We start from the raw sequence: 13,554 nt of genomic DNA, 5'->3' as shown, positions 1-13,554 counted from the left end.
GTGTTCTTTGACGAATCGGGCGTGTCGCTGCTGCCGGTCGTGCGCCGAACCTATGCTCCCCGCGGACGCACGCCCGCGCTGAGGCACCGGCTGAACTGGAAACGTGCCGGCATGGCCGCCGCGCTGGGCTACCACGCCGCCGATGCATGCCGCGGAGCGCGCTTGTGCTTCGACCTGCGCCCGGGGACCTATGACACCGTCGCGTTGATCGAGGTGCTCGAACAACTCAAGCGGTTCTACCGGGGTGAGCCGGTGGTACTGGTCTGGGACGGGCTCGGGGCGCACTGGAGCCATGCGATGCGGGACTGGGCGGCGCGGCAGGACTGGCTGACCCTGGAGCGGCTGCCCGCCTATGCTCCCCAGCTCAACCCGGTGGAGATGCTGTGGTCGGCCATCAAGGCACGGGAGCTGGCCAATGTGGCCGGGGAACATCTGGCCGACGTTGCCGATGCCGCCGAGGCCGGGATCAACCGGGTGTGTGAGGAGGAGCGGCTTGCCTGGTCGTTCCTGGCCCACACCGGCCTGGAGATCCATACTTCGCGCCCACAGAACTAACGAAAAGCTCAGTACTGAGGTTTGCAGAAGTTGTGCGGGGTGGGATGGCGGGGAGGCTGCGGCGGGAGCGCGGCCCCTTTCCTCGGGCGGGATGCTTTATCGCCGCCGGTGGGCCGCGCCCCGCCGCCGAAGCAGACGGCAAAGGTGTGCGCGAATCCGCGCCACCGCTTCGGCCGGGAGGCGCGGCCCCACGCCGGGCTCACCGGTGAAGGACGCGCCAAGAGGGCCGCACTCTCCCGGCAACCTCCCGCAGAACCGTCCCTGCACCTAAAGGCCCACTCGACTTCTGCAAACCTCAATAGTTTGCACCCATGCACATGGCGGACGTCGCAGGCGCCTATGCATACGAAGAGGCCCTGACCTGTCAGTCCAGGTCAGGGCCTCTTCGTCGCTGTCTCAATGCGGCGCGCTCGGGAGGATTCGAACCCCCAACCTTCTGATCCGTAGTCAGATGCTCTATCCATTGAGCTACGAGCGCTTGTTTCAGTTGTGGTCGGCTCTCTGGCCGACGGGAAAAACTCTAGCACAGGGGAGAGGGCGGTCCCGACCGGTTAATCGGGGACCGGGCGGGGGTGTGAGGGAGGCGACAGGGAGACCGAGCGCGTTCGCGGCCGCTCGGACCCCTGTCGCCCCGCGCCGCCCGCCGTCGGGCGGGACCGTCAGGCGGTCGCCTGGGCGACCGATTCGGCCCAGATCTCCACGGCGGCGTCCACCTGGTCGGCCGTCACGATCAGCGGAGGGATCATCCGCACGACGTTGCCGTGCGGGCCGCAGGTCAGCAGCAGCAGGCCCTTGTCCGCCGCGGCCCGGTGCGCCCGGGCGGCGGCCTCGGTGTCGGGGGAGCCGTCGGCCGCGGTGAACTCGTTGCCGATCATCAGGCCGAGCCCGCGCACGTCACCGACCACCGAGTGGGCGTCGGCGACCTGGGCCAGCCCCTTGTGCAGGCGCTCGCCCATCTGCGCGGCGTTGTCGACCAGGCCCTCCTCCTCGATGACGTCGAGGGTGGCCAGCGCGGCGGCGCAGGAGACGGCGTTGCCGCCGTAGGTGCCGCCCTGCGACCCCGGCCACGCCTTCTCCATCAACTCGCTCGGCGCGGCGATCGCCGACAGCGGGAAGCCGCTGGCGAGCCCCTTCGCGGTGATCACGATGTCGGGCCGGACACCTGCGTGGTCGTGGCCCCAGAACCGGCCGGTGCGCCCGAAGCCGGTCTGCACCTCGTCCATGACGAGCAGGATGCCGTGCCGGTCGGCGCGCTCGCGCAGCCCGGTCAAGAACGACGCGGGCGCCGGGACGTAGCCGCCCTCGCCCAGCACCGGCTCGATGAAGATCGCGGCGGTGTCCTTGGGCGAGCTCACGGTCGCCAGCAGGTAGTCGAGTTCGCGCAGCGCGAACTCGCTCGCCTGCTCCTCGCTCATGCCGTACCGGTAGGCGTAGGGGAACGGCGACACCGCCACGCCGGGCATCAGCGGGCCGATGCCCGCGCGGATCTTGACCCCCGAGGTGGTCAGGGACGCCGCCGCCATGGTCCGGCCGTGGAAGGAGCCCTGGAACACGATGGCGTTCTGCCGCCCCGTCGCCTGCCGCGCCAGCCGCAGCGACGCCTCGACGGCCTCGCTGCCGGAGTTGACGTAGAACAGCCGGTCGACGCCCGCGGGCAGCACCGAGCCGAGGCGCTCGGTGAGCCGCAGCAGCGGCCGGTGCATCACGGTCGTGTACTGGCCGTGGACCAGGGTCGCCACCTGCCGCTGCGCGGCCTCGACGACCTTGGGGTGGCAGTGCCCCGTGCTCGTGACGCCGATGCCGGCGGTGAAGTCGAGATAGCGGCGGTCGTCCTCGTCGTAGATGTAGACGCCCTCGCCGCGCGCGGCGAGAACCGGCGTCGCCTGCTTCAGGATCGGGGAGAGCTCGGCCGACTGCTCAGCCATTCTCGGACCTCATTCCGTAGGATTGTTGACAATCGACAGCGCTATGGAATCATCCGCGCCAGGGTGGTGTCCAGGCACGGACACCTCGCCCCTACCCCGGTCGAGCCGTTAACGAACGCGCCAGGTGGGAAGGCGTATTCAACGGGACCATGTCCGCGAGGGCGACCCGGGGCAGGGGCGACCCACGACGCACGAGCATGAGCATGAGCACGAGCCCGGAAGGGGACTGGATATGACCGCGGCAGACCGTGAGGCACGGGTCGTCGACCAGGTGTCCAAGCAGCTCTTCATCGGAGGGCGGTGGCGCGACGCCAAATCCGGCGCGACGTTCAAGGTGGAGGACCCCTCCACGGGTTCGGTGCTGTGCGAGATCGCCGACGCCGGGACCGACGACGCGTTCGCCGCCCTCGACGCCGCGACGGCCGCGCAGCCGACGTGGCGCAAGCACCCGCCCCGCGAGCGCGGCGAGATCCTGCGCCGCGCCTACGAACTGCTCATGGAGCGCCAGGACGACCTCGCCCTGCTCATGACGCTGGAAATGGGCAAACCGCTGGCCGAGGCGAAGGGGGAGATCGCCTACGCCGCCGACTTCTTCCGCTGGTTCTCGGAGGAGGCCGTGCGCATCGAAGGCGGCTACTCCGTCTCCCCCAACGGCCAGGCGCGCTTCCTGGTCATGCGCCAGCCGGTGGGCCCGGCCATGCTCGTCACCCCGTGGAACTTCCCCATGGCGATGGGCACCCGCAAGATCGGGCCGGCGATCGCCGCCGGCTGCACCATGGTGCTCAAGCCGGCCCAGCAGACCCCGCTGTCCGCGCTCGCGCTCGCCGACATCCTGCGCGAGGCCGGCCTGCCCGAAGGCGTGCTCAGCGTCATTCCCACGACCGACGCCGGCGGGGTCACCGAGCCGCTGCTGCGCGACGGCCGGATCCGCAAGATCTCCTTCACCGGATCCACCCCCGTCGGCCGCAAGCTCATCGAGCAGAGCGCCGAGCAGGTCCTGCGCACCTCCATGGAGCTGGGCGGCAACGCGCCGTTCCTGGTCTTCGACGACGCCGACCTGGACGCCGCCGTCGAGGGCGCCATGATGGCCAAGATGCGCAACATCGGCGAGGCGTGCACCGCGGCCAACCGGATGTACGTGCAGGCCGGCGTCGCCGACGAGTTCGCCCGCCGGCTGACCGAGCGGATGGGCGCGCTGAAGATCGGCCGGGGCACCGACGAGGGCGTCCAGGTCGGCCCGCTGATCGACGCCAAGGCGCGCGAGAAGGTCCAGGGCCTGGTGGACGACGCGGTGAACCGGGGCGCGAAGGTGATGGTCGGCGGCGGTCCGAGCGATGGGGACGGCTACTTCTACCGGCCGACCGTGCTCGCCGACGTGCCGCAGGAGAGCCAGCTGTCGCACACCGAGATCTTCGGCCCGGTGGCCCCCATCATCCCGTTCCAGACGGAGGACGAAGCCGTCGCCGCCGCCAACGACACCGAGTTCGGCCTGGTCAGCTACCTCTTCACCCAGGATCTGGGCCGGGCGTTTCGGGTGTCGGAGGCGCTGGACGCCGGCATGGTCGGCCTCAACCAGGGCGTGGTCTCCAACCCGGCGGCCCCGTTCGGCGGGGTGAAGCACTCCGGCCTCGGCCGCGAGGGCGGCAACGTCGGCATCGAGGAGTTCCTGGAGACCAAGTACGTGGGCATCGCCGGGATCGACTAGCCGGAGAGGGCCGGCCGCGGGGCCGGCGAGGGAACGGGGAGGGCCGGAGAACCGCCGGCCCAGGAGGACCCCGCCCGGGGGCCCGGCTCCGGCCGGGCCCCCTGTTCCCGGCGCCGATGCGGCGGCGGGGATACCGGGGGGCTCACGTTGCGGCCGCGGGCTTCCCCAGGGCGGCGGGGCCGCGGTCAGCCCGCGTGCACCTCGGCCGTCCGGCCGTCCGGGGCGGTCAGCGGATGCCGGCCGGGCCGCGACGGCGGATCGAGGGCGGCGCCGTCGACTCCGAAGCCGAGGCGCACCGCGCCGGTCCGGCGCTCGACCGTGGCCGGGTAGATCTCGAACACGGTGCCGTCGGGCAGCACGGCGGCGTAGCGCTGCGGGCCGCGGCCGTGCCGCTCCCGCTCGAAGCCGAGGCCGAGCGCGCCGCAGAACACGCGGCACTCCTCCACGCGATCGGTGTAGAGGACCAGCAGGGTGCGGGCGGCCGCGGTGGCCGACTCGAAGCCGTGCACCCTGCCGAGTCGTGCAAAGTCGGACTCGGCTCGCGCCGGTTGAGTCCGGGCTCGGCCATAGAGGAGCGCAAGGCCGGACCCCGCCCCGTGGCGAAGCCCGAGCCTCGCGACCCGTGCGTGGCCCGTAGTCCGTGGCCCGGCGGGGCCTACTCCGCCGTGACCGGGGAGGGGCCGGCGCCGCCGTCGCCGGGGTGGTTGATCCGCTCGATCGTTTCGAGCATGTGCGACTCGATGAGGCGCAGCAGGAGCTCCTCGTCGCCATCGGAGATGGCGTCGACCAGCTTCTGGTGCTCCTCCACGAGCTCGCCCGGCTCGGGGTAGGCCTCCTGCATCACCGTCAGGCACATGCGCGTCTCCACCAGCAGCGTCTGCGCCATCCGCTCCAGCCGGGTGTTGCCCGAGCAGCTCACCAGGGTCTGGTGGAACTCCTGGTCGGCATCGCTCATGGCCACCCGATCGCCGGTCCGCCCCGCCGTCACCAGCGCCGCCAGAGCGGCCGTGAGCCGGGCCAGCGCCTCACCCCGGTTCCCGCGCATGATCAGCTCGCACGCGCTGCGCTCGACGGCGAGGCGGGCGGTGTAGACGTCGCGCACGTCATCGGGCGTGAGCTCGGTGACGAAGAGCCCGCGGTGCCGCTCGCTGCGCAGCAGCCCCTCCTGCACGAGCCGCTGCATGGCCTCGCGCAGGGGCCCCCGACTGACCCCCAGCCTCCCGGCGAGGTCGGTCTCCCCGAGCTGGTCCCCCGGGGCCAGCGAGCCGTACATGATCGCCGACCTCAACTGGTTGGCGATGAGGGCGGCCGTGGACTCCCTGGCAACGGGTTCGAGTTCCCCTGGGGTGCTCATGACATTCGATCGCCTCTCTTGAATCGGCGGTGCGGTCAGGGCCGGATCCGACCCTAACCGCACCCTCGTCACGGTCGTTCGCTAGGCGCCCGCCACGGAGACGGCCGGCGCGGAACGGAACAGCGTACCCAGTCCGCTGCGGGGCGAGGTCGCGCCCGCCAGCCGCAGCCCCTCCCACACGCTCACCTGATTGGCGGTGAGCACCGGCTTGCCGAGACGCTCCTCCAGGTCCTCCAGGATCGCCGCGCTGTGCAGGGCGGTGTCGGGGACGAGGACCGCCTCGGCGTCGGCGCGGTCGTTGAGCGCGACGAAGTCCAGCACGTCCGGGGCCGGCAGCGTGCCCACCTCGGCGGCGGTGACGATGCCGCGGCTGGCCATGGAGACGACCTCGATGTCGGCGTCGCGCAGGAACTCCACGAACCGCTGCGCCACGTCGTCGGGGTAGGTCGCGGCGATGGCCACCCGGCGCGCGCCCAGGTGCCGGATCGCGTTGACGAACGCGAACGACGTGCTCGACGCCGGTGCGCCCGCCGCCTCGCGGACGCCGTCGACCTGCTGCTTCGCGCCCTCCCAGCCGAACACGAAACTGCCGCTGGTGCACGCCCACACGGCGGCGTCGACGCCCTGCTCGCGCAGCGTCCGGGCGCCCTCGCCCAGCACGTCGGGGCCGCCGACGTCCAGCAGCGCGTCCACCCGGTGCGCGTCCTCGCGCATCAGGGTGTGGACGAGGCGCAGCGAGACGTCGTCGCCGAGCAGCCGCTGGAACGCGGGGTAGTCGTCCTCGGCGCTGTAACCCGGGTAGAGGAAGCCGATCGTCGCCCCCATGAACCCTCCTTTTCCGGTGTCGGTGTCCGGCCGGGTGCCGTGGCCGCGCACTAGGCCGCGGTCCGGTCGGTGGCCTCCAGCAGCCACTGGTCGTTCGCCACGGCCCTGCGGCCGATGGCGTTGAGCGCGCCCCACATCGTGACCTGGTTGGCGGCCAGGACCGGCTTGCCGAGCGTGCGCTCCAGCGGCGCGATGATGTCGTAGGTCAAAACGTTGGTGCAGCTGATGAAGACGGCTTCGGCCTCGGGGCGGTCGGCGTCGCGGACGGCCTGCACCACCTCGGAGTAGGTGACCTTCCAGATGTGGTTCAGCAGGCCCAGACCGACGCTGTTGACGGTCTCCACGCCGAACTCGCCGAGGTAGCCGAGCAGGCGCTCGGTGACGCTGTCGACGTAGGGCGTCACCACGGCGATCCGGCGCACGCCGAGCGCCTCCAGGGCCCGGATGAGCGCCCCGGAGGTGGTGACGGCGGCGGGTGCCCCCGCGTCGAGGATGCTGGTGTGCAGCCGCCGCTCGCCCTCGGCGCCGTCGACGAAGCTCCCCGACGCGCAGGCGTAGCCGACGACGAGGGGTTCCGGCGCGAGCAGGTCGCGGGTGGCCCGGCGCACGTTCTCGCCGTCGCTGAGGGCCGAGGCCATGTCCACGGTCACCGGCACGGGCACGAAGGGCAGCCGGGTCAGGTACAGCGAGATGTCATCGGGCGCCCACCGCCACAGTTCGCGGTCGAGCGCGAAGTCGAAGGGGGCGACCACCCCCACCCCCGACTGCCCGGGGGGCTCACTCAGCGCGGAGATCTCCACGACGTTGGCCATGTCCGCGGCGTCCGTGCCCGCCCGCTCCTGTTTCGGTCCCGCCGCCTGCTCCCTCGCCGGTTCCGTCGTCGATGTGGCGGCGGCCGCGCGCGGGGACGTCGACGGCCGCGCCGGTTCGGCGGTCCGCAGCCGGGTGTTCTCGACCCGCTCCTCCTGCTCGATGCGGCTCAGTGCGTGACTGGTCGGCCGATCGGTCCGCATTGGTCACTCACCTCCTTCTGGATCTTGTTCAGCGCTCAGCTTTCGACCGGCTCCCGGCCGGTCCTCGGCCGGCTCTCGTGGCGGGGCGTGCGGGGCCGCGGTTACTCTTCGAGCCTTCGGTAGGTCAGGCGCTCGCCGATGCTGCCGGAGCGCCAGACGTCGTTGCAGGCCTCGGCCATGCGGCCCAGGCCGTCGACGATCGTGGCGTAGACGTTGCCGGGCACCCAGCCGACATCGCCGTTGAGCAGGAGGTTGTTGCGGCCGTAGAAGATGGCGAGGTCGATGACGCCGGGGAGCGCGTCGATGCCCTTCTCCTCCTTGAACCGGCGGTCGAGCATGCCGCCGTCGAAGGAGAAGTAGACGACGTCGCCGGGGATGGGGGTGACGGTGGGGTTCTCCTGACCCGGTTCCTCGTCGGCGAACCGGGGGACCATCGCATAGACCTCGTTGCGGGCGTACTTGGCGTGGTAGATGTCGCCGCCCTGGGGGAGGGCGTTCCAGACCGCCTCGCACGTGCGCGGCGCGTCCTTGTCGAGGAGTTCGGCCACGCAGCTGACGCCGCGCTTCTCCAAGCTGATGGTCATGTACCTGGGCATCGTTGGGTCGGCCCTTTCGGGTTGGGCTTACGGGTTGGTGACGCCGGCGGCCCCTGATGGCCGCCGTTTCCGCCCTGCTCGAACGGCAGAGCGGGCCCGCCGGTGCGACCGGCCGGAAGCGCGCCGAGGACGTGCGGAACCAGGGATAGCACTGTCGACTTGGACCCCACTGGCTGAGAGCCGCGGATTGTTGACAATCATACGATTGCTACTTAGCGTGTCAATGGCTTTGAGGGGGCCAAGTGTTACGTGTCTGTGACTTCTGGGAATGGGGGGACGGAGTGATACAACCGCCCCTATCCCCGGGGGTCCCCCAGGGGTAGGGGGAGAAAACGGTCCCCCACTCCCAAGTCCACCCGAGTCGGCCTACCCGCGGCCAGAAAAGTTCACGACTTGTGGATAAGTCGCATCCAGGCATGGGCACCACCGACATCGACAACCATCAGCCGACCGCGTCGAAGAACCGGGAGCCGCCCCCGTGAGCAACGAACCGCCGCACCTCGTCGTCCTGCACGGTGACGACCTGCCGCCCAATCGGGACCGGATCGACGCCGATCCCCGGCTCGCCTCCGTCCGCTACGCCACAGCGGACCGGCTCGCCGAGGCCCTGCCCGGTGCGCGGGCGCTGTTCGTCTGGGACCTGTTCTCCGAGGCCGTCGCCGCGGCCTGGCCCAAGGCCGACTCGCTGCGGTGGGTGCACGCCGCCACCGCCGGGGTGGACAACCTGATGTTCCCCGCCCTGGTCGACAGCGACGTCGTCGTCACCAACTCCCGCGGCGTGTTCGATCAGCCCATGGCCGAATATGTGGTCGGCCTGGTGCTGAGCTTCGCCAAGGACTTCCAGACCAGCCACGACCTCCAGCGGCGCCGGCTCTGGCGGCACCGCGAGACCGAGCGGGTCGGCGGCCGGCGCGCGCTCGTCGTGGGCACCGGCCCCATCGGCCGGGCCATCGCCCGCGGGCTCTCCGCCATCGGCATGACCGTCGAGGGCGTCGGCCGCGTCGCCCGCGACTCCGACCCCGACTTCGGCACCGTCGTGGCCTCCGGCGACCTGGCCGAGGCGCTGCCCCGCGCCGACTACGTCGTGCTCGCCGCCCCGCTCACCGACGCCACCCGCGGCCTGATCGACGCGGCGGCGCTGGAGCGGATGAAGCCCACCGCCCGGCTGATCAACGTCGGCCGGGGTCCGCTCGTGGTCGAGGACGACCTCGTGGCGGCGCTGCGGGACGGCGCCGTCGCCGGCGCGGCCCTGGACGTGTTCGAGACGGAGCCGCTGCCGGAGTCGTCTCCGCTGTGGGACCTGCCCGGGGTCGTCGTCTCGCCGCACATGTCCGGCGACGTCGTGGGCTGGCGCGAGGAGCTGGTGGAACTGTTCCTGGCCAACCTGGACCGCTTCCTCACCGGCCGCGACCCGCACAACATCGTGGACAAGCACCGGGGATACGTGTCCGGTTCCTGACGGGACCGCTCCGCCAGAGGGCGGCCGTCCAAGAGGTCCGGTCGCCCGAGAGGTCCGGTCGTCCGAGAGGCCCGGTTCCCCGATGGATCCGGTTTCCGCGGGAGCCGTCCCCGGAGGGACCCGCCTCCCGGGTGGACCGCCTCCCGGGGAGCTCCGCTTCCCGGCGGACCCGGCCTCCCGAAAAGACCCGCATTCCAGTGAGCCCGAGCGAGATGGAGAGAGGCAGCCCGTGCGGACCAAGGCCCAGGGAGAGAGCCGGTTGAACGCGGACAACGGGGAACCCGTGCCCCACCGGGCGGAGCGGCGAGGTTCGTCGCCCGCCGACCTTCCGGCGACGGAGCTCGTCGCGGCCTACGCCCGCCGCGAGCTGTCACCGGTGGAGGCCACGGAGGCGGTCCTGGACCGCATCGAGCGGGAGAATCCGGCGATCAACGCGTTCTGCCTGGTGAAGCCGGACGAGGCGCGCGCGGCCGCACGCGCCGCACAGGAGCGCTGGCAGCGCGGCGAGCCCGTCGGGCGGCTCGACGGCGTTCCGGCCTCCATCAAGGACATCATGCTGACCCGCGACTGGCCCACGCTGCGCGGTTCGCGCACGGTCGACCCGGAGCAGCGCTGGCCGGAGGACTCCCCGGTCGTCGCCCGGCTGCGCGAGCACGGCGCGGTGTTCGTCGGCAAGACCACGACCCCCGAGCTGGCGTGGAAGGGCGTCACCGACAGCCCGCTCACGGGCGTCACCCGCAACCCGTGGGACCTCGCCAAGACCCCCGGCGGCTCCAGCGGCGGCGCGTCGGCCGCGGTCGCCTGCGGCATGGCGCCGCTGGCCACGGGGACCGACGGCGGCGGCTCGGTGCGCATCCCGGCGAGCTTCACCGGGATCTTCGCCCTGAAGCCCACCTACGGCCTGGTGCCGCACTACCCGGCCAGCGCGTTCGGCACGCTGGCGCACTCCGGCCCCATGACCAGGACGGTGGCCGACGCGGCCCTCATGCTCGACGTCATGTGCGGCGCCGACAGCCGCGACTGGTCGGCGCTGGCCCGGCCGACCGAGAGCTTCACCGAAACGCTGGAGCGCCCGATGTCGGGGCTGCGGATCGCCTTCAGCCCCACGCTGGGATACGTGGACGACGTCGCCCCGCAGGTCGCCGAGTCCGTCGCCGCGGCGGTGCGGGTGTTCGAGGAGCTCGGCGCGCACGTCGAGCAGGCCGACCCCGGGTTCGCCGACCCGGTCCAGGACTTCCACGTGCTGTGGTTCTCCGGCGCGGCCAAGGCCACGGAGCACCTGACGGCCGAGCAGCGCGAGCTGCTCGACCCGGGGCTGCGGGAGGTCATCGAGGAGGGCCTGACCTACTCGGCGCAGGACTACCTCACCGCGATGGCGACCCGCATGGCGCTCGGCGGGCTGATGGGCCGCTTCCACGACACCTACGACCTGCTGCTCACCCCGACGATGCCGATTCCGGCGTTCGAGGCGGGGTGCGAGGCCCCGCCGGACTCCGGGCAGCGCCGCTGGACGAGCTGGGCCGGGTTCAGCTACCCGTTCAACATGACCCAGCAGCCGGCGGCGAGCGTCCCTTGCGGGTTCACCGCCGAAGGGCTGCCCGTCGGCCTGCAGATCGTCGGCCCCCGCCACGCCGACGGCCTGGTCCTCTCCGCCGCGCACGCCTTCGAGCAGGCGCGGCCGTGGACGCGGACCTGGCCGTGAGGCGAGGCGGCCCCGGCGGCCGGTGAATCGGCTGCCGACCGCCGGCCATCGGGGCCGCAGCCGCCGTCTGAGCACCGCCGCGGCCATCGCGCTGTGGGCGGTTCCGCCGGGACCGCCCACGGCACGCGATCGCCAGTGGGCGGCTGCGGCGCACGCCATGCCCACGGAGATACTCACCCGCGGTTGAGCACCGGCGCACTATGCGCCGCGCCGTCCCGGCCCGTGGCGTCCCGTCCATGGACGGCGGCGGTGTGCAGAAGGCGACGGTGTGCAGAAGAGGGCGGATACGGCAGAGCGGGGCACGGCACCACCGCGGAGAGGCCGGTCGGCGCCGCCCGGCCGATCGGGACGCCTGACGATCAGCCGATGCCGAACGGCTGGGGTCGGCTCCCATGGTGCTGAGGAAGCGGTGGACCTCTCGTGTCCTGCTGGCCGACGAGCGCGACCGCCTTCTCCTGCTGTGCGGACGGGATCCGCGCAAGCCGGGGTCGGGGTGGTGGTTCACCGCCGGCGGCGGGGGCGGGCCCGGTGAAGAGTATCCGCGGGCCGCGGTGCGGGAGGTGCGGGAGGAGACGGCGCCGGATCTGCCTGCGCGGCGGCTGGGGCCGGTGGTCTGGATGCGGCAGGCGCTTTTCAGGGTCGACGGCCAAGGTTTCGACCAGTACGAGGAGTACCGGCTCCTTCGCGTCACCGCTGAGGAGGCGGGCGCGATGCGGGTCGGGACCGACGAGGCCCGCTACGGGCGTCACTGGTGGACGATCGAGGAGTTGACGACCACACGGGTGACGGTGGTCCGCCCCAAGAACACGGCTGCCCTCCTGCCCGGCGCTCTGAGGAACGGAGAGCCTCGCGCGGAACCGTTCCATCTGGGGCACGTCAACGAGGACACCGATTCCGGGTAGCACCGTCCGGAGACGGCCGGACCAGCCGTATCAGCCGTATCAGCACCATCCGGCCGCCGCCCTTCCCTGCGGCCCAACCCCGATCACGACGCCCTCGACGCCAGGTTCCCCGGCCTCCTCGACTCCGTTCTGGCCGCCGTCGGCGAATCCGCGGCGCTCGCGGAGCCGGAGCGCGTGCGATGAGGGAACCCGTGGCGAGGGAACGCGCGCCGGAGGGCCCCGAGCGGGGCCGGTGAACGCGAAGGCCCCGCCGGCAAAAGTCGGCGGGGCCCTCAACGCTGCAGGACGGTACGGCGGTCGCCTCACGGCGTGGTGCACAACGCGGCTCCGAAGACCGTCCGTACGCCCACCGGAGTGGCCGTGCCGGACGCGGTATTCCACGAAGGCTTTGTAGTGGAGCCCGGGGGACACTTGCTACCGCACCGACCCGCACACGGCACAACCAGGTGGCCCCCCGCGATATTCCCGGCCCCGCCCGCTCGATCGCGCGGAGCGCGGGACCCCGAAGCGTTCGGGCTGGAACCGGTCGAACCGGTCGAATCGACCGAACCGATCGGGCTCACTGGACCCGCCGAATCCACCGACCGGGCCGGTGAGGGTGCTTGGGCCACGCTGCGCCGCATTGCGATTCGATCCGGCCCCTCCTGTCCCGGATCGGCCTCGCGGCGGACCGCGCGCGGCCCAAGTCCCTCACGGAGACGCCCGTCGGGGTCCCGCCTCGGCGCGTTCATCCTAGCGGCTGCAGACAGACAAGTCTGTCTGGTTTGGTGAAGTGGCCGCTGCTGTACTGTCCTGCATGTGACGGCACCGGTGGACGGCGCTCCCTCGCGCGCCCGGAAACGCTTGATCAGCGCCGCTGACGAGCTCTTCTACGCCCACGGCATCCACGCCGTCGGCATCGACAGGGTGATCGCCCGCGCCGGTGTCGCCAAGGCCACCCTCTACGCGCACTTCCCCTCCAAGGACCACCTGGTCGCCGCCTACCTCACCGAGCGCATCGGGATGATGCAGGGCCGGATCCGGCAGGCGGCCGACGGCGCCCCGCCCCGGGACGGGGAGATGATCCTCGCGACGATCGACGAGGCCGGGAAGTGGTGCGGGGAGGAGAACTGCCGCGGCTGCAACTTCGTCAACGCCGCGGCGGAGTACCCGGAGCCGGGCATCGTCATGGACGTGCTCGACGAGTACCGCCGCCGCCTGCACGACTTCTACGCCGAGCTGGCCGACCGCTGCGGCTACGACCGGGCTGAGCGGCTCGCCGCCATCTGCGTCTCCCACTTCGACGGGATCATGGTCTCGGCGCACATGGACCGCGACCCCTGCGTCGGCGAGAAGGCGAGGGAGTCCCTGACCCTGGTGCTCGCCGCCTGGCCGCACCGCCACACGTCAGACCGCACCGCGCCGACGGAGGCCGACCGGCCGTGAACGCGCCGGCCCGCGCCGCCGTGAATGCGGCGGCCGCCGCACGGTCGGCTTCGGGGCCGGCGACCGGTTCGCGGGTGATCAACAGGCGGTGGA

12 protein-coding genes and 1 tRNA gene are annotated in these 13,554 nt (G+C 71.9%); 6 read left to right on the top strand and 7 right to left on the bottom strand.

What is annotated here, in order from left to right; all coding sequences use genetic code 11:
• On the top strand, positions 1–555 hold the full coding sequence (locus HDA32_RS27510) for a transposase (protein WP_179645914.1): 555 nt from the start codon (positions 1–3) through the stop codon (positions 553–555).
• 405 nt (positions 556–960) lie between these two features.
• Here HDA32_RS27510 and HDA32_RS27505 read toward each other — a convergent pair.
• A tRNA-Arg gene (locus HDA32_RS27505) sits at positions 961–1,033 on the bottom strand.
• A gap of 181 nt (positions 1,034–1,214) precedes the next feature.
• Complete coding sequence (locus tag HDA32_RS27500; protein ID WP_179645913.1) at positions 1,215–2,480, bottom strand: aspartate aminotransferase family protein; 1,266 nt, start codon at positions 2,478–2,480, stop codon at positions 1,215–1,217.
• A 232-nt stretch (positions 2,481–2,712) separates the two neighbouring features.
• On the opposite strand from HDA32_RS27500, the gene HDA32_RS27495 reads away from it, so the two are divergent.
• Positions 2,713–4,185 (top strand): NAD-dependent succinate-semialdehyde dehydrogenase, encoded by a 1,473-nt coding sequence (locus tag HDA32_RS27495; protein WP_179645912.1) that lies wholly within the window; start codon positions 2,713–2,715, stop codon positions 4,183–4,185.
• A gap of 185 nt (positions 4,186–4,370) precedes the next feature.
• Here the strand turns inward: HDA32_RS27495 and HDA32_RS27490 are convergent, their stop codons facing one another.
• From HDA32_RS27490 to HDA32_RS27470, 5 genes are all read right to left on the bottom strand, one after another.
• Positions 4,371–4,694 carry a glyoxalase/bleomycin resistance/dioxygenase family protein gene (locus HDA32_RS27490; RefSeq protein WP_179645911.1) on the bottom strand — a complete coding sequence of 108 codons (324 nt, stop codon included), beginning with the start codon at positions 4,692–4,694 and terminating at the stop codon, positions 4,371–4,373.
• A 146-nt stretch (positions 4,695–4,840) separates the two neighbouring features.
• Positions 4,841–5,539, bottom strand: coding sequence for a GntR family transcriptional regulator (locus HDA32_RS27485; protein ID WP_179645910.1), 699 nt, complete (start codon positions 5,537–5,539; stop codon positions 4,841–4,843).
• A gap of 81 nt (positions 5,540–5,620) precedes the next feature.
• Positions 5,621–6,364, bottom strand: coding sequence for a maleate cis-trans isomerase family protein (locus tag HDA32_RS27480; RefSeq protein ID WP_179645909.1), 744 nt, complete (start codon positions 6,362–6,364; stop codon positions 5,621–5,623).
• A gap of 50 nt (positions 6,365–6,414) precedes the next feature.
• Positions 6,415–7,176: a maleate cis-trans isomerase family protein gene (locus tag HDA32_RS27475; RefSeq protein WP_179646998.1), complete on the bottom strand. Its 762-nt coding sequence runs from the start codon at positions 7,174–7,176 to the stop codon at positions 6,415–6,417.
• 302 nt (positions 7,177–7,478) lie between these two features.
• Positions 7,479–7,961, bottom strand: coding sequence for a DUF3830 family protein (locus HDA32_RS27470; RefSeq protein ID WP_218882624.1), 483 nt, complete (start codon positions 7,959–7,961; stop codon positions 7,479–7,481).
• Positions 7,962–8,451: 490 nt separating this feature from the next.
• Between HDA32_RS27470 and HDA32_RS27465 the strand changes: the two genes are divergently transcribed.
• The 4 genes from HDA32_RS27465 (at position 8,452) to HDA32_RS27450 (ending at position 13,461) form a co-directional block, all read left to right on the top strand.
• Positions 8,452–9,432, top strand: coding sequence for a D-2-hydroxyacid dehydrogenase (locus tag HDA32_RS27465; protein ID WP_179645907.1), 981 nt, complete (start codon positions 8,452–8,454; stop codon positions 9,430–9,432).
• Positions 9,433–9,661: 229 nt separating this feature from the next.
• Entirely contained in the window at positions 9,662–11,134 is a 1,473-nt protein-coding gene (locus HDA32_RS27460) for an amidase (protein ID WP_376766996.1), read from the top strand.
• A gap of 392 nt (positions 11,135–11,526) precedes the next feature.
• On the top strand, positions 11,527–12,036 hold the full coding sequence (locus HDA32_RS27455) for an NUDIX domain-containing protein (protein ID WP_179645905.1): 510 nt from the start codon (positions 11,527–11,529) through the stop codon (positions 12,034–12,036).
• 843 nt (positions 12,037–12,879) lie between these two features.
• Positions 12,880–13,461, top strand: a complete 582-nt coding sequence (locus HDA32_RS27450) for a TetR/AcrR family transcriptional regulator (protein ID WP_246334503.1) — start codon at positions 12,880–12,882, stop codon at positions 13,459–13,461.
• The last annotated feature ends 93 nt before the right edge of the window (positions 13,462–13,554 follow it).

Origin of the sequence: Spinactinospora alkalitolerans, assembly GCF_013408795.1 — a bacterium.
In the GTDB taxonomy this organism is placed as follows: Bacteria; Actinomycetota; Actinomycetes; order Streptosporangiales; family Streptosporangiaceae; genus Spinactinospora; species Spinactinospora alkalitolerans.
This window is presented reverse-complemented; position numbering and strand designations above follow the sequence as displayed.